Genomic DNA, 20,704 nt, shown 5'->3' with positions numbered 1-20,704 from the left:
ATCAAGGAGCCGATGCATAAACTAAGAAAGGCTAAATGAGAACACTTGATGAAAAACGGATGGGAGCTGATGATGATGTGTGGAATAACAGGCTGGGCAGACTTTAAAAAGCAGCTCATCCAACAGGATCATGTAATCAATCAAATGACAGATACATTATCTAAACGAGGGCCGGATGATACAAATACGTGGAAAAGTGAGCACGTTCTTTTCGGCCATAAACGGTTAGCCGTTGTCGATGTTGAAGGCGGAAAGCAGCCGATGACATATACCCATCAACACCATGATTATACGGTGGTATACAATGGAGAACTCTATAACACGGAGGATATACGAAAAGAATTATTCAAAAGGGGGCACCGCTTTCTTGGGCATTCTGATACAGAGGTTCTTCTTCACGCCTATACAGAATGGAAGGAAGAGTGTGTGACCCATTTTAATGGAATTTTTGCATTTGTCATTTGGGATAGTGAGCGTGAATTATTATTTGCAGCGAGAGACCGGCTCGGTGTCAAGCCATTTTTCTATACAGAACGTCATCATTCCTTTTTGTTTGGCTCAGAAATCAAAGCACTTCTAGCTCATCCTGAAATGAAAGCCAAAGTGGATCATGAAGGGTTATCAGAAATCTTTGGTTTAGGGCCGTCTAGAACACCAGGGCAAGGCGTATTTAAAGGGGTGAAAGAGCTGAGACCTGCTCATGCCTTAACCTTCTCAAAAGATGGTTTACGTGTGTGGAGGTACTGGAATGTCAAAAGCAAGCAGCATACAGATTCGCTTGATGACACCGCTCAGCACGTGAAGGAACTCTTTACGGATGCTGTTACAAGACAACTCGTCTCAGATGTGCCTGTATGTACGTTTTTATCGGGCGGAGTGGATTCTAGTGCCATTACGGCCATTGCCGCCAAGCACTTTGAGAAAATAGGGAAAGCCCCGCTGCATACGTATTCCGTTGATTACGACGGAAATGATCAATTCTTTGAAGCAAGTCAATTTCAGCCGAATGCTGACGGTCCGTGGATTGATCGAATGACCAAAGCGTTTCAAACGAATCATCACAGCTGTATCATCGGGCAAAAAGAGCTGGCTTCTTATTTGAAAGAAGCGGTTGAAGTGCGAGATTTGCCGGGGATGGCAGATATTGATTCTTCCTTACTATGGTTCTGCCGAGAAATTAAAAAGGATTTTGTTGTTGGTTTATCAGGTGAATGTGCAGATGAAATTTTTGGAGGTTACCCATGGTTTCACATGGCAAGCGAAACCAATGGATTTCCGTGGATGAGATCAACGGAAGCACGCATTCAGCTTCTTCAAGACTCATGGCAAAAGAAATTATCACTGAAGGAATATGCGCAAAGCAAATATGAAGAAACCGTGGCAGAAACCCCTCTTTTAGATGGGGAAACTGGAGTAGATAAAGCCCGAAGAGAACTTTTTTACTTAAATATGATTTGGTTTATGACAACACTGCTGGATCGAAAAGATCGTATGAGCATGGGGGCGAGCCTTGAGGTACGTGTACCATTCGCAGATCATCGTCTTGTTGAGTATGTATGGAATATTCCTTGGGAAATGAAAATGTATGGAAATCGGGAAAAAGGGGTTTTGAGAAAAGCATTAGAGGGAATTTTACCGAATGAAGTGCTTTATCGCAAGAAGAGCCCTTATCCGAAAACACATCATCCTGCTTATACTCAGGCGGTAAAAGAGATGTTAACAGATTGTCTCGCGCAAAAGGATTCTGTGCTTCATGAATTTTTAGATCCACATCAATTAAAACAGTTGATTGAAACAGAAGGGGCTTCTTTCCAGGTTCCTTGGTATGGTCAGTTAATGAAAGGCCCACAGCTCATTGCCCATTTGGCACAGATTCATCATTGGTTTGAAACATATCGAATTGATATAGAAGCATAACAAAGGGTCGGCTTTCTTGCACTTGTTGAAAGGAAGTCGGCTTTTTTGATACATAACATGAGACTTTTAGAGCACATCAAAAGTTGATCTAACCGCTTCAATTTGTATAATTAACTTAAAGTGAATTAATTTGGAGGAAAAAGGATAATGAAAATCATTGTGATCGGAGCAGGACCAGGGGGACTTGCAGCAGCTATGATGTTGCAAAGCAAAGGACATGATGTTCATATATATGAAAAACAGTCCTTTGTTGGCGGACGTAACTCTAAGTTTCAACTTGGTGATTTCACGTTTGATACAGGTCCTACTTTTCTCAGTATGATTCATATTGCAGAGGAACTGTTCACCTTTGCTGGTAAAAATCTCTATGATTATATAGATGTGATTGAATTAAAAGAAATGTATAGATTAATCTTTCAAGATGAGAAGCTTGATATGGTTCGAGATCGAGACGAAATGTACAAACGACTAGAAGCCTTTGCACCTGGTGAGGGCGAGGGGTATGTACGTTTTATGAATGATACAAAACGAAAAATGGACCGCCTAACGCCGATTCTACAAAGTAAAATGGATCGTTTCCATCATTATTTGCGTCCAAAAGTCATCAAAGCACTTCCTCAGCTCTCATTAAATAAAAGCTTATATGATGTGCTGTCGGATTATTTCTCAAATGAATCAGTGAAATATGCCTTTACATTCCAATCAAAATATTTAGGGATGTCACCTTGGGAATGCCCAGGAGCGTTCTCAATTCTTTCCTTTATGGAGCATGACACAGGCGTTTATCATCCGAAAGGCGGAGTGAATCAGCTGTCAGAAGCGATGGCAAAGGCAGCTGTTGAATCTGGCGCTACCCTTCATCTATCAACTGGAGTTGACAAGTTACTGACGGAAGGCAGGAAAGTGAAGGGCATTCGCTTAGAAACTGGTGAAGAAATACAAGCAGATGAGGTCGTCGTAAATGGTGATTTTGCACACGTGATGACAAAGCTTGTAGAGCCGGGTCTTTTAAAGAAATATAGCGAGAAGAAACTGAAAAAGAAAAAATTCTCATGTTCCACCTTTATGCTGTACCTAGGTTTAGATACGATATATGATGAGCCACACCATACCATCGTTTTTTCCGATGACTATGCGAAGTTCGTCAAAGAGATTACGAAAACCTTTGAGCTGCCGGATGATCCGTCCATTTATATTCAAAATGCAAGTGTGACAGATGATTCGCTTGCGCCAAAAGGCAAGTCCGCTCTTTATGTGTTAGCACCCGTTGCCAATAATCAAAGCGGTATTGACTGGGAAGCGCATCAAGAAGAATTTAGAGAGCTTGTGCTGGATACGCTGGAGCGGAAAACAGCCTTTAAGAATATCAGGCAACATATCGAAGTCGAGCGGATGATCACGCCGAAGCACTGGGAAGAAGAGCTGTACGTATATGAAGGAGCTACATTTAATCTGGGTCACCAGTTGACGCAGATGATGGTACTCAGGCCGCATAATGAATTTGATGAGTTGAAACACTGCTGGCTCGTCGGTGGAGGAACCCACCCGGGCAGCGGATTGCCAACCATTTTAGAATCAGCGCGTATTACGACAAATGCGATTCTGTCAAAAGAGAAACATACGCACAAAAGAGTGCCACATCAAGAAAAGGGGAGCGCCTCATGAAAAAACATATATTGATTGCTGGCGGCGGTATTGGCGGAATGATCTCAGCCCTCTATTTAAAAAAAGCTGGACATGATGTCACCCTTGTTGAAAAAAATGAACGGCTCGGCGGGAGACTTGCTTTTGTACGTGAGAAAGGATATAAAGTAGATGAAGGTCCGACCATTGTCCTACTTCCTGATATGTTAAAAGGCATTTTACATGACGTAGGCATTGATGAAACATCTCTTGATCTCTTGCAGCTCGATCCGCTGTATACGATCCACTATCAAGATGGAACCTCCTATACGAAATACTCTGATACACTGCGACAACTAGAAGAAATCAAACGTGTATTTCCAAAGGAAGAACAGGGATATTTAACATTTATGCAAGAAATGACGGATCGGTTTCAAGAAGGGCAGGAAGCTTTTCTAGAAAAATCATTTCATGAAAAACGAACCTTTTTTACAAAAGCGAACATGAAGATTTTAATGAAATTAAAAGCATATCGAACCGTTCAAAGTTCTCTCAAAAAATATTTTTCAGATGAGCGCCTCCGAGATGCATATGCACTTCAAACCCTCTATGTCGGAGGAAATCCGTATGAAGCATCTGCCATTTATTCGCTTGTTTCATATAGTGAGCACGCACACGGAATTTACTATTTAAAAGGCGGATATGCGAGTTTAGTAGATATATTGGAGAGACAGCTCTTAAAGACGGGTGTACACATAAGAAAAAGTGAAGAAGTCGCACAATTTGAGTTTGAGGGGAAACGTGTGGTCAAGGCAACAATAAATGATGAGCACATAGCAGCTGATGCATTTGTGATGAACGGAGATTATCCAGCGGCGTTAAAACAGCTTGGTTTGGGTGAACAAGACCGGCGTAAATACGTTCCATCCTCCGGCTGCGTGATGGTGTATCTAGGGTTAAACAAAGTATACGATGAAGCACCTGTTCATCAATTTTTCATGGGAGAACACTTTGATCAGCATATGAGAGAGGTGTTCCAAACGAAAACGATACCTCAAGATCCATCATTTTATACGTTTAATCCATCGACCATCGATCCATCCCTTGCCCCAGAAGGCAGCAGTGTCCTATATATGCTCATTCCTGTTCCATCAGGAGATCACATCAACTGGGAACAAGAGACAGACTTTGTGGATAAAATGGTGGAACGTCTTGAGAAAAGAGGCTTTCCACAGCTGCGAGAGGCGGTTGTCTGGCAAAAGGTGAGAACACCGAATGATTCAATGCGAGAAGGGTTGTTTGAAGGCGGCAGCTTTGGACTCGCTCCTAATTTGTTTCAATCAGGTGTGTTTCGCCCGCAAGTAAAGGTTGCAGATGTAGACAATCTATATGCGGTAGGTGCTTCCATCCATCCCGGCGGCGGGGTACCGATCGTGATGCAAAGTGCAAAGCTCATGGCTTCTGTACTGCTTAAAGAGCTGAACAACAGAAAGGAAGTGAAGCTAAGTGGTTGATGTGCAAACAGCATTGAAAATATGTGAAGAGACCATTCAAACCCATTCAAAAACGTTTTATCGTGCCTTTTCCATGCTGCCTAAAAAGAAAAGACAGGCTGTTTGGGCCGTATATTCTTTTTGTAGGAGAGCGGATGACATTGTAGATGAGTCTCCTTCACCAAAGGAAGAACTGGCGTCTTTTCAGGAGGCATTTGATCGTTTCTTGCAAGGAGAAGTAGATCGTAATGATCCAATGTGGGTGGCGCTGGAGTATACTTTTCAACAGTTTCGTATGGATGAATCCCCATTCCGTGACCTGCTGCGAGGACAGGAGATGGATTTAGAGCAGCACCGGTATGAAACGTTAGATGAACTGCTCATCTATTCCTATCATGTCGCAAGTACAGTTGGATTAATGCTGCTTCCGATCATTGCACCGCGTAAAAAAGAACAGCTAAAAGAAGCAGCGATTTCCCTTGGGATTGGCATGCAGTTGACCAATATTCTTCGAGACATTGGTGAGGATAAGGCGGAAAGGAACCGCATTTATTTGCCAAAACAAGTCATGGATCAATTTGGGTATACAGAGCAAGAATTACAAGAAGGGATCGTCAATCAAGCCTTCCAGCATGTATGGGAATATATTGCTTTTGAGGCAGAGGCGTACTATGAGGAATTTTTTGACCATCTCCATGAATTCCCACTTTATTCAAGGATACCAGTGAAAGCAGCTGCTCACTTTTATAAGGCTATTTTAGATAAAACTAGAGAAAACGAATACCGCGTCTTTACGAAGCGGTCATATATTTCAACACAAGAAAAAGCACTTATTTTAGAAGATATTACGTAATGAAAAGAAGACAAAGGGGTAAAATAGAGTTCGTTCGTTTTAGCCCTTTGTCAACAATCTGAAAGGACTGCACTCGCAGTCCTTTTTATGTGGAAGTAAACCGATACTCCGTCCACACCCTTGAACGCCACCGCCTATACATGAAGATACCTCTTACCCATTCATCCACGATAAAAGAAATCCAAACCCCGATAAGGCCCATTTCAAGTTGAATGCCTAATAAATAAGCGATCGGAAGGCCGATGCCCCACATTGAAATCATCGCCATATAGACTGGAAACTTCGCGTCACCAGCTGCCCGCAAGGAGTTGATGATGACCATATTAAAAGAACGTCCAGGCTCTAAAATAATTGTCAATATGAGGAGGAGACTCGCTATTTGAATGATCTCACTGTTGCTAGTGAAAAAAGTAAGTAAATGCGTCGATGATAAAGATAAAGCAGTAGAAGAAAGAAGCGAGATGGCAATGGCCCAGTATAAGCTTTTCATGCATCTTCGATAGGCCGCATCAAATTCTTTCGCCCCAATCAGGCGCCCAATTAAGATTTGCGTTCCTTGGCTAATGGCGGCACCAAATAACATAATGAACATCATCAAATTCTGGGTATAGACTTTTGCTGCCAGTGCTTGCGTGCCCATAAATGTGATAAACAGTGTAATAATCATTTGAGAGCCATTATAAGAAAGTTGTTCTCCAGCAGAAGGAATGCCGATTTTTAGCAGTTTTTTTAAATGCGTTCGCTGGATGTAAAATATTCGCTTGAATGAAAACTGCAATCCAATGCGGTGTCGAACAATGAGGATCATGGCTGTAAGACCGATCAACCGTGCAAATGATGTGGAAAGAGCAACACCCATGACACCTAATACAGGGAAGCCAAATGGTCCGAAGATGACCAAATAATTACCAGCAACATTTAACAGGTTCATACCGATGGTGACATACATCGTATCTCTCGTGAATCCATAGCTTTTTAAAATAGCACTATAGGTCATAATGAGCGCCTGAATAAAAGAAAGCAGGCCGACAATCTGTAAAAAGACGGTTGCATCTGGCATGAGCTCGCTTGATAATCCCATCATATGCAGGATGGGCACAGCTAACACAAACATAAGAAGACTGATCACAAAGCTAATGAGGAAGTTGGTGCCTAGTGATACATAGGCAACTTGGGTCGCTTCCTGCTTGCGGCTCGCTCCTAAAAGCTGCGCAATGACAATCGTCGTCCCAGTCGTAATGAAGCTGAACATCACAATCAATAGATTTAATAGCTGATTGCTTACCCCTACTGCGGCAACACTATTGTCAGAATACTGGCTGAGCATCAGTGTATCTGCGCTCCCCATCAGCATATATAAAGAGATTTCGATAAAAATAGGCCAAGTTAATGCAAATAATGAAGGGTGGGATTTTTCACTTTTGGCTTGAACCTTTTGTATTGTCAGTGCTTGTGGTTTCATCACATCACCTTCTTTCGTATAAATCCGATTTATAGTGTACCTTGCATCGACTATAATAAGAAGAGATGAAACCGAAACTTATTGGAGAAATCCGACTTCATAAGGGGATGAATATGGGTCCGTTTATTACATTTACTGTACCGCCATTTCCAGTCTATATTGCTTCAGGCAAAGGTGTATTCCATCGAGGAGAACGACATATCTCCAGAATTTTCACCGTATTTGATCTTCTTTATGTCACGAAAGGTGAACTGTGGATCACAGAAGACGAGGTGCCTCATCACGTAAAAGAGGGAGAATATATCATCTTATCACCGGGACTTGTCCATGGTGGACACCTGCCATGCAAAGAAGAAACACTTTATGAGTGGCTGCATTTTTCAATTGATTCATTTGAGTTTACAGATCGGCCGAGAGAACACTGGTTTGACATGAAGCAAAATCAAGCCACTTTTGAAAAAGCAGCAAGCTATGAATTTCGTCTGCCCCGAAAAGGAAAAGTGAAAGGGGGAAGCGTGCTACAGAAGCATCTTTCAGCGATGCGCGCTTTAAATGATGATGCGTCTGAACTTCAGCTCAAAAAGCAGCTTCAATTTGAGGAAATGCTCATTCATTTACAAAAAGAAGCATTTCATATTCCAAGTGCAAAGGAGACTGTCGCTTCAGAAGTGGTTCACTATCTTGAACGTCATTTTACACAAAAATTACAGATGGAGAAGCTGGCAAAGATTCTTCATTATCATCCTGATTACATGACAAGGTGCATGCAGACCGTGTACGGACTGACGCCGAGTCAGTACATCAATCGACTCAAAATTGAAAAAGCCAAAAGCCTGCTTGCTTCAACGAATGAAAAAATAGCTCTCATTGCAGAACATGTAGGCATTGATGACCCTACTTATTTTTCAAAGCTGTTTCGGCAAAATGAAGGCATGACGCCTATCGAGTATCGTCATCTTGCTAAAAGAACGACAAAGTAAAGGAACGTGAACAGATGAAAGGAAAAAAAGAAGAGATTGTGAGCATACGTCCATTAGACGAAACCGATTTAGAAGTGGTATGGCATTTAAGGTTTAAAGCACCAGACCAGGCTTATCGAAAGTGGAATGCACCGTATTTTATTGAACATGACATATCGCTTGCTGCATTTAAAAAACGCTATTTACAGGATGATTCTGTCCTGCCAAAACTATTTGGCATTGATGTCGGAGGTGAATTAAAGGGCACAGTTTCTTATTATTGGGAGAATGAACGCACACGCTGGCTGGAGTGTGGGATTCTTATTTATGACTCACGTTTTTGGAATGGGGGCGTTGGAACAAAGGCATTGCGTCTATGGATCGATGAACTCTTTTCACACATTGATATCCCACGCATCGGTCTGACCACCTGGTCTGGAAATGAACGCATGATGCGTTGCGCAGAGAAATGCGGGTTTATCCTTGAGGGAAGACTGCGTAAGGTTCGTTACTATCAAGGGGAGTATTATGATTCGATGCGGTATGGGATGCTGAGAGAAGAATGGCAAAGCCTTCCGAATCATTCATTTGAATAGTTGTTTTTAAGATTAGGAAAAAAGTATAGTAAGATTAAATAAATTGAAAAAGAAGGGTGGCGGATGAATGTGAAATGGATTACAGGTTGGTTTGTATCCATCTTAGTCGCAATCTACCTATTCGTTGATGCACCAAAACACGGGAAAAATAAATGGTTATGGGCCATCTTAGGTCTTTTACTCGGGCTCTTCACACTTGGAATATATCTCATTCAAACAGGAAGAAAAGGGTTGGGCTGGACAGTACTGATTGTGTCCATTCTCATCTATGCGATTGCCATCCTCGTCTTTGTCTTGTACTTTCTCATGCTGGTCTTCGGGTACTCCAACGCAAATTATAGAGTAAGGCTGTGGTGATTTGTTTCACTTCAAGTTGCTACCGATTGATGGTTTGATTGCGCCAAAGCATCATAGGATAAATGGTGATGGGCTCGGGCAGGATGATCCTCATGTTTATCCATCTTATTTTATCTCATGTGGCTCACTGCTTTGGTCAAGTAAGTCCTTCATAAAGAAGGGCTTTTTTCTTTTATTTTTTGAGCTGGGACACCTGCAATGACAATCCGCTCTTCATGAAAGGAGCGATTCACTACTGCATTTGCTCCGATGGAAATATGATTCGCAATATAAATGTTTCCAAACAGTTTAGCGCCAGGGCCGATCCATACATGATCTCCAATGACGGGCACATCTTTTTCATGATGGTTTTGACCGATATTTACGCCTTGATGAATATCACAAAACGCGCCGATTTTGGCATGCTTGTTCACAATCAACAGCCCAGTATGGTTGATTCTGAGCCTAGGTCCAAATACACCAATTGGGATATCAAAGCCAAGCTGCATGCCTTTCTTTTTATGTAAGTAACGATAAAACCATTTGCGTAACGTAGCACCGCTATTCGTATAGTACTCATATTTTCGTAAATATCTTTGATATTTCCAAATATCATCCCCAAGCCACTTTGGTCTTTTTCGATTGATGGCAAGTGCTTTCTGATCTTGTGCCAAGTAGTGGTGAAGGTCATGCTTCGTTAAAATCATCAGATCTCCCTCGATTCCCTTTCGTTTCAGAGAAATTATACCATCATAACCATTTATATCAAGGTAAAATAACGTTCATTTTTTGTTTTACTGCATTCATTTCATTCGGCCGTCCCGTATCAAACAAGGGAGCTACAACGCATAGAGCAAAAGAACCAGGAGAATTGTTTTGTAATTTTTTTCAATATTTTTCATACTCAAACGTTACATCGCCCTTATGGCTGTAGATGTTGTAAAAAATACACGAAATTACTCGTTAAAAAGAGAAAATAGCATTCATATGCTTTTAGAATCATCTTTTTGAATACAATTGACTTTCGTATCTTACATCCTCTAGGCTAGTAAATGAAAATGATAATCTTTATCAATTGGAGGAGTGTTTTATTATGTCCATCAAAACCGTTTCTAAAAATCAGCAATTTTTAGAGCAACAAAGTCAAAGAGAATCTAATGCAAGGTCTTACCCGAGACGGTTCCCATTAGCCATGCAAAAAGCCGAAGGTATGATCGTGACAGATGCAGATGGTAGAGAATTTTATGACTGCCTAGCAGGTGCAGGAACCCTTGCCCTTGGTCACAATCACCCGGTTGTTATAGATGCTATTGAACGTATGCTTCATGAAAAAAGACCGTTGCATACGCTGGACATCACTTCAGAGATTAAAGAAGAATTTGTGAATGAGATTTTTTCTCACTTGCCAGAAGAGTTTGCAAAAAGAGCAAAAATTCAATTTTGTGGACCAACTGGTGGTGATGCTATAGAAGCAGCAATTAAATTAGTCAAGACAGCGACGGGAAATCGTTCCATTCTATCATTCCACGGAGCATATCATGGTGCTACACATGGCACGATGTCATTAAGCGGCAACTTATCGCCAAAGGAAAAAGTACAAGGATTAATGCCAGATGTTCACTTCCTGCCTTATCCATACGAATACCGCTGCCCATTTGGAATTGGCGGTAAAGACTCACATCGCATTTCCAGCTCTTATATTGAGCGTGTATTAAATGACCCTGAGAGTGGAATTCTCCCGCCAGCAGGCATGATCTTTGAAGCGGTACAAGGGGAGGGCGGCTCCATCCCGGCATCAATTGAATGGATACAAGAAATGAGACGAATCACAAAAGAAAAAGGAATTCCACTTATTATTGATGAGGTTCAATCAGGCATCGGCCGAACTGGTAAGATGTTTGCCTTTGAACATGCTGGTATTGTGCCAGATGTCATTGTGTTATCAAAAGCAATTGGGGGAAGCCTTCCGCTATCCGTTGTGATTTATGACAAAGACTTAGATCAATGGAATCCAGGTGCACACATTGGCACGTTCAGAGGAAATCAAATGGCGATGGCAGCTGGAACTGCTACGCTTAAATATATAAAAGAAACCAATCTGCTTGATCATGTAGAAGCACTTGGTCAGCGTATGCAGGCCAATCTAAAAGACATTCAAAAACAAGTGCCTGCTCTCGGTGATGTGCGAGGAAGAGGATTAATGATTGGTGTTGAAGTTGTGAATCCAGATGAGAAACAGGATGTGGACGGCAGTTATCCAGCAAATCCAGAGCTAGCCAGTCTCATTCAAAAGAATTGTTTTGATAAAGGCTTAATTGTGGAGACAGGAGGCCGTTTTGGAAGTGTGATTCGATTCTTACCGCCTTTGATCATGACAGAAGAACAGCTTGAAAAAGTCATCACGATTTTTAAAGAGGCAGTTTACGATGCAGTCAACTAAACCATCTGTCGATTCATTATTTATTCAACAAAGCCAGCTTGGGAGGGAGTCCTTCCGAGCGGCTCTCTACACATCCATCGACAGCTTACTGGCAGAGTGGCAAACAAGCAGAGGACCGTATAGCGGAATATTGCCTGGGAAATTAGCGGCTCATGTCGAATCGTTATTCCAGATTCAACCGGCTGGTGAATCCATTGAGTCTGTTTTTCAAGATATAAAAAATCACCTTTTACCGCATTTAGTTGATGTGTCACATCCTAAATGCCTGGCACATTTGCATTGCCCACCTCTTATTCCTGCTCTGGCAGCAGAGGTGATCGTAAGTTCCTTTAACCAATCAATGGATTCCTTTGATCAAAGCGGCATTGCATCTTTGGTTGAGGAGGAAATCCTCAAGTGGTTATGTGAAAAATTTTCTTATGGAGAACGAGCAGATGGGACCTTTACGAGCGGTGGAACCCAATCTAACTACATGGGACTGCTTTTAGCAAGAGATGCATTTTGTGAAAACACTTGGCAATGGAATGTACAGCAGAAAGGGTTGCCGAGCGAGGCAAACCGTATGCGGATTCTTTGCTCCAAGAATGCCCACTTCACTGTGAAAAAATCAGCATCTCAGCTAGGTTTAGGTGAACAGGCTGTTGTGTTAGTTGAGACGGACGAACATCACCGAATGGACCTGCATGATTTGCAGAAGAAGCTTATGGAGCTTAAAGAGCAGGATTTGCTTCCATTTGCAGTCGTGGCGACTTGCGGGACAACTGATTTTGGCAGTATTGATCCTGTACGTGACATATATGACATGGTGAAGCCTTTCGGTTTGTGGATTCATGCAGATGCTGCCTATGGAGGAGCGCTTGTATTAAGTAAAACCTTCCAAGGAAAATTAGATGGCATCGAGCTGGCTGATTCGATCACGATTGACTTTCATAAGCAATTTTATCAGCCGATCTCCTGCGGGGCATTTTTACTAAAGGATAAAAGACATTTTGGTTTGATTGATTACCACGCAGATTATCTCAATCCAAAGGAAGATGAACTGGAAGGCATTCTGCATCTCGTGAATAAATCTGTTCAGACGACGCGCCGGTTTGATGCGCTAAAACTCCTTCTCTCTCTGCGTATGATTGGAGAAGAAGGGTTTGCAAGTATCATTGACCATACCATCCATTTTGCGAAAGATGTGGCTACGTTGATTGAGAAAAATGAGCATCTTGAGGTGATCAATCCTGATCCAGAAATCAATGCAGTCGTGTTTCGTTTTATAGATGATCAACAAGCAGAGGACATCAATAAAATCATTCATCGCACACTTTTCCAAACAGGAACGGCTGTCGTAGCAAAAACAGTAGCCGATGGTCAAACTTGCTTAAAATTCACTTTGTTAAATCCGAGAACGACTATTACACATATTGAGGAAATCCTTTCTGACATTGTTGATATCGGGATCGCTCATATTCAATCCGGGAGGGTACTACGTTGAGTCAATATAAACAAATGGCTGAAAATGCAACTATGCAAAGCTTTTTAAACTGTTTTTTACGTGAAACAGGAATTGATCGATCTGCAAAGAAAAAGACAAAAGCAGACGGCTCACTTGTATTTGTAGCAGCATTAGCAAAACAAAATCTTGAGCTTGTCATTCCGATTCGATATTTTTCGCCTGTAGGCCGTCATCTCTTTGATTTTCCCGTTCGCTTTCGCCCGAAAGGCAGTGAGCAACAGGGAACGATCATCGATTACACCACACTTGTTGCTTTATGTTCAAAGGAACTTCTCATTGAATATGGCCGCACAGATGCAGAGGATGAGTTCATGCTTCGCATCATTTTAAGCTGCCGGAATATTGAACGATTCATCAGAGAGAGAGAAAGTGATCGAGCGGCTCTTTCTTCAGCTGATTTTGAATATATTGAAGCGGAGCAGTCACTTCTTCTTGGGCATTTAACGCATCCTACACCAAAAAGCAGACAAGGAATGACAGAAGAGGAGGAAGCTATTTATTCTCCTGAGCTTAAAGGCTCTTTCCAGCTTCATTACTTTAAAGCACATCCGTCAATTGTGCTTCAGGATTCTTCTCTTTCACAATCTGCGGCAAGTCTCATGTTTGAGGAGATCATGCGCCAGATGCCAGAAGAAAAAGAGAGACTGACGACGTTAACAGAAGGCGGTGAATATGTCCTGATTCCGATTCATCCGCTACAAGTCCAAGTGGTCATGGAGAAAGCGTTCGTCAAGCGTTATATAGAGGACGGGATGCTGACGTATTTAGGGCCGCTAGGATCTGAATACACAGCGACATCTTCCTTTAGAACGGTCTATCAAAAAGACTCTGCGTACATGCTTAAATTCTCTGTCCCTGTAAAGATCACAAACTCTTTACGCGTTAACAAACAAAAGGAACTTGATCGTGGAGTTGAGATGTCTCGTATCTTAAAAACAGAATTAGGCGTTTCTTTATATGACAAATTCTCTGGATTCCGTGTGATTGAAGATCCTGCGTATCTATCTATTCAAGGGGATGAGGCGGAATCTGGCTTTGAAGTCGTCATTCGTCAAAATCCATTTTTGCATCATGAAAAAGGGGCAAGCTTAATTGCAGGGCTATGTCAGGATCATGCATATGGAGAAAAATCACGCCTTTCAGGCATTATCCATGAATTAGCAGATGCTGAAGGCAGATCAACAGAAGATGTCAGCCGTGATTGGTTCACACAATATTTATCGATTGCGTTAGAGCCGATGCTTTGGCTGTTTGAAACGTATGGACTTGCTCTTGAAGCCCATCAGCAAAATGCTGTCGTACAGCTAAAGAATGGATATCCGCACACATTCTATTATCGTGACAACCAAGGCTACTATTATAGCGAATCGAAAAAGGATCAGCTTGCGAAGCTTGTTCAAAACTTAAGCGTCAGAAGTGAAACCATTTGTGCAGACGATGTAGCGGTTGAGAGACTGCGTTACTATTTCTTCTTTAATCATTTGTTTGGTCTTGTGAATGGTTTTGGTACAGAGGGGCTTGCAAAAGAAGAAGATTTATTAGCCCTGATTAGAGACACACTGCTTGCGCATGAAGAGACATATGGTGCATCTGAGCTGACGAACAGTCTTCTCCGGTCACAGGAGCTGCCTTCAAAAGCGAACTTACTCACGCGGTTTGAAGATATGGATGAGCTGACCGGTTCTTTAGAAACTCAATCCAGGTACACGTCTGTGTTGAATCCGCTCTTTTTACATAAGGAGGCGCTGATTGGATGAGGCATCGAATTGGGTTCATTCGCGCTGAATATGAACGGGACGTCCAGCTTGTCCACAAGTGGATGCAAGAAGAGTATGTCCACCCATTTTGGCATTTGAATATTCCATTTCCTGCTTTTGAAAAGCACTTTTATCAGGCCATTCATGATCCGCATCAAACCCTTTATTTAGGAACCATTGATGGCACGCCGATGAGCTATTTTGAAGCATACAATGTGAAAGGGGATATCATTGAATCGTACTATGAGCCTTCTCCGCATGATCAAGGCATTCACCTGTTAATTGGAAAGCCAGATTATGTAGGGAAAGGATTTGCGGCTCCGCTGCTTCAAGCCATGACAGCATTTCAGTTTGAGCAGAACAAACGAACAGAAAAAATCGTGGCTGAGCCAGATATTCGGAACGAAAAAATGATTCATGTCTTTGAAAAGTGTGGATTCGAACGTGTGAAACCAGTCACTTTACCAGATAAAACAGGTCTTTTGATGTTTTGTCATCGAGATCGATTTGAAAGGAAGTATAACCATGACGCGGTTCAACAAGCAAAATAATGTAGTGGATGTCATTGGGATTGGCATTGGACCATTTAACCTAGGGCTTGCTGCATTATCTGAAGAAGTAGACGAAATTGACGCTTTGTTTTTTGAAAGAAGTGAAGCGTTCCACTGGCATCCAGGTATGCTCATTGAAGGGACAACACTTCAAGTCCCCTTTTTAGCGGATCTTGTCAGTATGGCGGATGTGAAAAGCAAATATAGCTTTCTCAACTATTTGCAGGAGCAAAACCGTTTGTATTCATTTTACTTTCTAGAAGACTTCCATATCCCACGCAAGGAATATAGCCATTATTGCCGCTGGGTCGCGGATCAATTAGATTCTTGCCGATTTGGCATGAATGTCGAATCTGTCTCCATCGTTGAAAAAGCTGGAGAAAAACGATATGAAGTGCATGTCCGTCATGTGAAAGATCAAACGATAGAGGTGTTTGAAAGTAAGCATCTTGTTTTAGGTATCGGTACACAGCCTGCGGTACCAGCATCTCTTCAGCCAGCTTTAGGGGATCGGGTGTTTCATTCTGCTGATTACTTGAAACGAAAGAAAGAAGGCTGTTTTAAAGGAAAATCCGTGACGGTCATCGGTTCTGGTCAAAGTGCGGCAGAAGTATTCTATGACATTTTATCAGACGATGAGGCGAAGGATATTCATTGGTTTACACGCTCTAAAGGGTTTTTCCCAATGGAATATTCAAATTTGGGTCTTGAGTATTTCTCTCCAGACTATATTGATTTCTTTTATGAGCTTCCGCAGCCTAAAAAAGATGCGCTATTAAAGCAGCAAGATTTGCTGTATAAAGGCATCAGCTCAGCGATGATCCGAGATATTTATCACTTGCTTTATGAACGTTCTGCTTGCGGAGAGCAGCTGAACACCGTGCTGCAGGCGATGACGGAAGTCAATTTGATTGAGGAAACGAGGGACGGCTTATCGCTTTCATGCAATCAATGGGTAAAAGAGGAATCCTTTACGCATGAGACAGACATTGTCGTCTTGGCAACGGGCTATCAATCTGTATTACCGCCATTTATTGATCCGATTTCCCATCATATTCAGTGGGATCATCAAGGACGCTTCCAGGTTGAACGTGAATATCGATTGAAAACAAACACATTAGGTGAGAATGATATTTTTGTACAAAATGCAGAGCTTCATACACATGGAGTAGGCGCACCAGATTTAGGGCTAGGGGCGTACCGAAACAGTGTCATTATCAATGAACTGGCTCGTCGACCTGTGTATCCACTTTATCAAAAGCATGTTTTCCAGACATTCGGTACACATAAACACGCAAATACATTTGAAGAAATCAAAGGGTAAGGAGGATGAACCGATGAGTGTACAAGATGAATTGAAAAAAGCGGTCAATCCTGCTGCTTGGAAAAAAGCAAACCAGCGAATGGTGGCAAAAATGCTGTCCGAATATATGTATGAGGATATGCTTCATCCCGTTCAGCTAAACCATCAGGATGGCATCGCCCAATATGAATTAATCATTCACGAACAGAAGAAATATCGTTATCTCGCAAAACCTCGTTTGTTTGATAGTTTTGATACGATTGCTGAATCGATCGAGTGCTGTCAAGACGGAACATGGACAAAGGATGTTAGTGCCATTGTGTTTTTACTAGACATTCAGCCAATCATCCCAATGTCTTCTGAAACAACTGGTCATCTGATCAAAGAGCTTCACCATACCTTGTTAGCGGATGTTCATTTGCTGTCGAAAAAAGCACTTCGTGCAGATGAGCTAACAGATACAGATTATGCATGGATTGAAGGCGAGATGACTGGTCATCCGTGGATCGTCTATAACAAAGGGCGTATTGGGTTCAGCTACGATGATTACTTAGCCTATGCACCTGAAAGGCAGGAATGTGTGCAGCTGTCTTGGATTGCTGTTCACCGAGAACTTGCGACTTTCCATGCGGTCGATCATGAGAACTATGAGCACATCATTGCCAAGGAATTAGACGAAGTCACGATTCGTCAATTCCAACGTGTGTTAAAGGATGAAGGGCTGAATGCGGCTGATTATTATATGATGCCTGTTCATAAATGGCAGTGGACGCATATGATCATCCAGCATTTCCCTGAAGATTTAGCCATGCGCCGTATTGTGTATTTAGGAGAAGGGCTGGATCAATATATTCCACAGCAATCGATCAGAACCTTTACAAACATCTCAAATAAAGGCAAGCATCATATTAAACTGCCAATGAGTATTTTAAATACGCTAGTGTACCGGGGGCTCCCATCAGAACGTACGGTGATTGCTCCTCGTATTACAGCACATATTAAAGGAATCGCCGATCAAGACGCCTTTTTATCCGATGTATGCCGCGTGATTTTACCAGGTGAGAATGCGAGTATCAATGTTGATCATCCTTATTACAGCAAGCTACCTGGTGCGCCATATCAATACCTTGAAATGCTTGGGGTCATTTTTAGAGAAAGCATTTATACGTATTTAGATGAAGGGGAGAGCCCTGTTACGTTGGCAGCACTGACGTATGAAGATCATGAAGGCGAGCCTTATCTGAAGCAGCTCATTGAAAAATCGGGTCTGTCAGCAAAAGAATGGATGGCGTCATTCTTCCATGTTGTCATGCCGCCGCTTCTGCACTTTATGTATCAATATGGCACGGTGTTTTCACCTCACGGACAAAATACAATTCTTGTATTAAAAGATCATAAGCCGCATCGTTTGGCGATCAAAGATTTTGTTGATGATGTGAACATTAGTGATCAACCGCTGCCTGAATTGGCTTCATTAGAAGAAGATCTAAAGGAAGTGCTGCGTAGTGAGCCGCCAGAGGGTCTTGTACAATTTATTTTTACGGGCCTGTTTATTTGCAATCTTCGTTACGTGTCAAATGTGTTAGACAATCACAATCTGTTAGATGAAACGACGCTTTGGCGCTTGCTTGCAGAAGAAATTCAGCAGTATCAAAAGCAATTTCCACAGCTAAAAGATCGTTTTGCTTTATTTGATCTATTCCAGCCTCAGCTGACAAAGCTTTGCTTAAACCGTAATCGCATGATTGATTACGGCTATGGAGACGGAGATGACCGGCCGCATGCATCAGAGCATGGCAAGGTCACAAATGCACTCGCTCAAGTTCTCTCATCCGTAGGCGAAAAATAAAAAAGAAAAGCTGCAGACAACATCTGTCTACAGCTTTTTGATTTTTTAAGAAAATGCTTGTGAGGCCAGGAAATAGAGAAACGCCGGATCATTCTGCTTTTCGTTCCCGCGAATCATCATAAAATGTGCGACGTTTGTTTTCGTAAATCCTGCTTCTACAAGTGATGTATGCAGGCGTTCAGCTGTTTCTTCCTGCATATCTAAACGAAAGGCGCCAGAATAAGACGTGAGAAGTGATTGAATGAGTGATAGCGCCGTTTGTTCATCGTTTGCTGCAAGCGGGCCAATCATCAGATTAGCTGGTGTTTCCACACCAAATGCGAAGCCGGTGATTTCGTGGTGTTCATCCTTTGCGATCAGTTTAAATGCTGCTCGCTCCATTCGCTTTATTAAGAAGTTTGATCGATTGGTTCCTGCGCCTTTTTCATCCAGCCTTTCAATAGACGGGAGGTGCGTTTCATCAGCGGGAAAAAGATGAATCTGATGTGACGGGTGAAGCGCACTAGGATTTGTTTTTTGTGCTTTGTATGTATGAATATAACCGGCTGTCTGAAAGCCGATTTTTTCATAAACTGGCTGTCCTTGTACAGTAGCTGTTAAAACGACAGGGACACTTGGATCACTATGACGAAGCAGTGTGTCAATCATTTGACGGGCAAGACCGAGGCCTCGATGTGTCTCAGATACAATGACCGCCCCAATTGATGCCACACTGTCATACTGAAAAAGTCCAGCGCATGAAATGACTTGTCCGTCAGTTGTTGTAAAACCGGTAAAATGTCCATTTGTTAAAAGAGATGTGAGCTCTTCCGCATTGTAATCAGGCCAGTCGACCTCTTTTGACAATGCGACAAGGTCTGGTATGTCATCAAGGGTTAAAGTTCGTTGTATAACGTTTGCCAATACACGCAACTCCTTCTTAGCTGATTTCTCTATATGTATCGTACCATAAGAACGCATAAGAAAAAGGAAAAGGGGATACCTTTTCCTTCAGCGTATAGACAAACCCTCGCATTTGGTGTCAGTCCTGCGCTTCGGTGCTCCCTTTTCCTTTTGTATGGTTTAATAATTGAGATCGCGATTGTATTCATATTCAAAGGTGAGCTGTAAGTTTTTAATTGAGACAACGCCTACTTTGATTAACCGTCCACCGATCAATTGAGGAACCTCGGTTGCATTAAAAGAAACAAAAAAGCGGTCTTTTGCTGGTACTTGACTGGTTTTATAAGAAGAGATATCTACTTTTTGACCGTTCCAAGGTACGTTCACTGTTCCGCCTTTTAAGGAAGAGACAGTGAATACATAATTATATGCATTTGTACTGCCTTTTTCAGCTTCTAATGACAGGCCAGTGACAACGGCATCCTGCGGCAAGCTGCTTAAATCAAAAGAAGAATTGGGAGATCCAGCTTCATTGAAACTATTCAATGTGGCAGGTGATCCATATCGTTTGGTTGTGCCTTTTTCAATACTTTTATCAAAGACAATACGATACATGTTGTCCTCTTCATTTAATAATTGCTTTGGTTTGACGGCTAAATAGTAGTCAGTGCTTGCGGCAATTTTCGGCATATGGATGATTTCATTTTGGTTGTTTGTCCGCACAGAGGAAGACACGAGTGACCCGCTCTGATTGTAAAGATAAAGATCAAAATCATTTCCAGCTTTCACATTGACGAGTTTGATAGAAAAGCGGCCATCTGCTCCATCAAATTTAGAGCTGGTGAATCGGTAAAAATCAATGTCATTCATAGAAGAGATACTACCTTCGTGATATAAATAGGTCTTGTTTAGATGAAGAGAGTGCTGTAAGAATTGAGCTTTTTCCATCGTATCATTGTTTGCATAATCACTGTCTGGATACAGATGCTCCAATTCTTCTGTATAATATGTTGTTTGTTTCGTAGAAGGTTCACTTGCTTGAGCAGGTGATTGGAAAAGAGGGCTAGCGATAAAGAGGCCTGTAAGCAATAAAACCCCGATCTTCTTTTTGAACATGACAAACATCTCCTTTTAAGTAAATGACTTTCATTTATAATATCGGTAAATAAACGTAATTTT

At 41.9% G+C, this 20,704-nt stretch carries 17 protein-coding genes; 13 read left to right on the top strand and 4 right to left on the bottom strand.

Annotated elements, in window-relative coordinates:
* Positions 1-75: 75 nt before the first annotated feature.
* The 4 genes from asnB to M2369_RS14925 all read left to right on the top strand — a co-directional run bounded on the left by asnB (position 76) and on the right by M2369_RS14925 (position 5,886).
* On the top strand, positions 76-1,917 hold the full coding sequence (asnB, locus tag M2369_RS14940) for an asparagine synthase (glutamine-hydrolyzing) (protein ID WP_024720029.1): 1,842 nt from the start codon (positions 76-78) through the stop codon (positions 1,915-1,917).
* Positions 1,918-2,064: 147 nt separating this feature from the next.
* Positions 2,065-3,582, top strand: coding sequence for a phytoene desaturase family protein (locus tag M2369_RS14935; protein ID WP_061418637.1), 1,518 nt, complete (start codon positions 2,065-2,067; stop codon positions 3,580-3,582).
* Entirely contained in the window at positions 3,579-5,054 is a 1,476-nt protein-coding gene (locus tag M2369_RS14930; protein WP_061418640.1) for a phytoene desaturase family protein, read from the top strand. The genes M2369_RS14935 and M2369_RS14930 overlap by 4 nt, the downstream gene beginning before the upstream one ends.
* Complete coding sequence (locus tag M2369_RS14925; RefSeq protein ID WP_096881219.1) at positions 5,047-5,886, top strand: phytoene/squalene synthase family protein; 840 nt, start codon at positions 5,047-5,049, stop codon at positions 5,884-5,886. The genes M2369_RS14930 and M2369_RS14925 overlap by 8 nt, the downstream gene beginning before the upstream one ends.
* An 85-nt stretch (positions 5,887-5,971) precedes the next feature.
* Here M2369_RS14925 and M2369_RS14920 read toward each other — a convergent pair whose 3' ends face one another.
* On the bottom strand, positions 5,972-7,348 hold the full coding sequence (locus M2369_RS14920; protein WP_259254778.1) for an MATE family efflux transporter: 1,377 nt from the start codon (positions 7,346-7,348) through the stop codon (positions 5,972-5,974).
* A gap of 113 nt (positions 7,349-7,461) precedes the next feature.
* Here M2369_RS14920 and M2369_RS14915 point away from each other — a divergent pair, with 113 nt between their 5' ends.
* From M2369_RS14915 to M2369_RS14905, 3 genes are all read left to right on the top strand, one after another.
* Positions 7,462-8,328 carry an AraC family transcriptional regulator gene (locus M2369_RS14915; protein ID WP_259254777.1) on the top strand — a complete coding sequence of 289 codons (867 nt, stop codon included), beginning with the start codon at positions 7,462-7,464 and terminating at the stop codon, positions 8,326-8,328.
* Positions 8,329-8,342: 14 nt separating this feature from the next.
* Entirely contained in the window at positions 8,343-8,903 is a 561-nt protein-coding gene (locus tag M2369_RS14910) for a GNAT family N-acetyltransferase (protein ID WP_035392472.1), read from the top strand.
* 63 nt (positions 8,904-8,966) lie between these two features.
* Positions 8,967-9,260 carry a hypothetical protein gene (locus tag M2369_RS14905; RefSeq protein WP_259254776.1) on the top strand — a complete coding sequence of 98 codons (294 nt, stop codon included), beginning with the start codon at positions 8,967-8,969 and terminating at the stop codon, positions 9,258-9,260.
* Positions 9,261-9,409: 149 nt separating this feature from the next.
* Here the strand turns inward: M2369_RS14905 and M2369_RS14900 are convergent, their stop codons facing one another.
* Positions 9,410-9,946 (bottom strand): serine O-acetyltransferase, encoded by a 537-nt coding sequence (locus tag M2369_RS14900; RefSeq protein ID WP_259254775.1) that lies wholly within the window; start codon positions 9,944-9,946, stop codon positions 9,410-9,412.
* Positions 9,947-10,332: 386 nt separating this feature from the next.
* Here M2369_RS14900 and M2369_RS14895 point away from each other — a divergent pair, with 386 nt between their 5' ends.
* The 6 genes from M2369_RS14895 to M2369_RS14870 are packed head-to-tail and all read left to right on the top strand — an operon-like array spanning position 10,333 to position 18,643.
* Positions 10,333-11,679, top strand: a complete 1,347-nt coding sequence (locus M2369_RS14895) for an aspartate aminotransferase family protein (RefSeq protein WP_017360200.1) — start codon at positions 10,333-10,335, stop codon at positions 11,677-11,679.
* Complete coding sequence (locus M2369_RS14890) at positions 11,666-13,162, top strand: pyridoxal phosphate-dependent decarboxylase family protein (RefSeq protein ID WP_259254774.1); 1,497 nt, start codon at positions 11,666-11,668, stop codon at positions 13,160-13,162. Before M2369_RS14895 ends, M2369_RS14890 begins: the two co-directional genes overlap by 14 nt.
* Complete coding sequence (locus M2369_RS14885) at positions 13,159-14,940, top strand: IucA/IucC family protein (protein ID WP_259254773.1); 1,782 nt, start codon at positions 13,159-13,161, stop codon at positions 14,938-14,940. The genes M2369_RS14890 and M2369_RS14885 overlap by 4 nt, the downstream gene beginning before the upstream one ends.
* Positions 14,937-15,491 carry a GNAT family N-acetyltransferase gene (locus M2369_RS14880; RefSeq protein ID WP_259254772.1) on the top strand — a complete coding sequence of 185 codons (555 nt, stop codon included), beginning with the start codon at positions 14,937-14,939 and terminating at the stop codon, positions 15,489-15,491. Before M2369_RS14885 ends, M2369_RS14880 begins: the two co-directional genes overlap by 4 nt.
* A complete protein-coding gene (locus M2369_RS14875) occupies positions 15,466-16,815 on the top strand; it encodes a lysine N(6)-hydroxylase/L-ornithine N(5)-oxygenase family protein (protein ID WP_100324871.1) in 1,350 nt (449 codons plus the stop codon). Before M2369_RS14880 ends, M2369_RS14875 begins: the two co-directional genes overlap by 26 nt.
* Before the next feature lie 13 nt (positions 16,816-16,828).
* On the top strand, positions 16,829-18,643 hold the full coding sequence (locus M2369_RS14870; RefSeq protein WP_035700240.1) for an IucA/IucC family protein: 1,815 nt from the start codon (positions 16,829-16,831) through the stop codon (positions 18,641-18,643).
* A 45-nt stretch (positions 18,644-18,688) separates the two neighbouring features.
* Here the strand turns inward: M2369_RS14870 and M2369_RS14865 are convergent, their stop codons facing one another.
* Both M2369_RS14865 and M2369_RS14860 read right to left on the bottom strand, forming a co-directional pair.
* Positions 18,689-19,546, bottom strand: coding sequence for a GNAT family N-acetyltransferase (locus M2369_RS14865; RefSeq protein WP_041507477.1), 858 nt, complete (start codon positions 19,544-19,546; stop codon positions 18,689-18,691).
* Positions 19,547-19,705: 159 nt separating this feature from the next.
* Complete coding sequence (locus M2369_RS14860) at positions 19,706-20,641, bottom strand: anti protein (protein WP_259254771.1); 936 nt, start codon at positions 20,639-20,641, stop codon at positions 19,706-19,708.
* Between the last annotated feature and the right edge of the window lie 63 nt (positions 20,642-20,704).

Origin of the sequence: Bacillus sp. JUb11, assembly GCF_024807925.1 — a bacterium.
Taxonomy (GTDB): domain Bacteria; phylum Bacillota; class Bacilli; order Bacillales; family Bacillaceae; genus Bacillus; species Bacillus altitudinis.
This window is presented reverse-complemented; position numbering and strand designations above follow the sequence as displayed.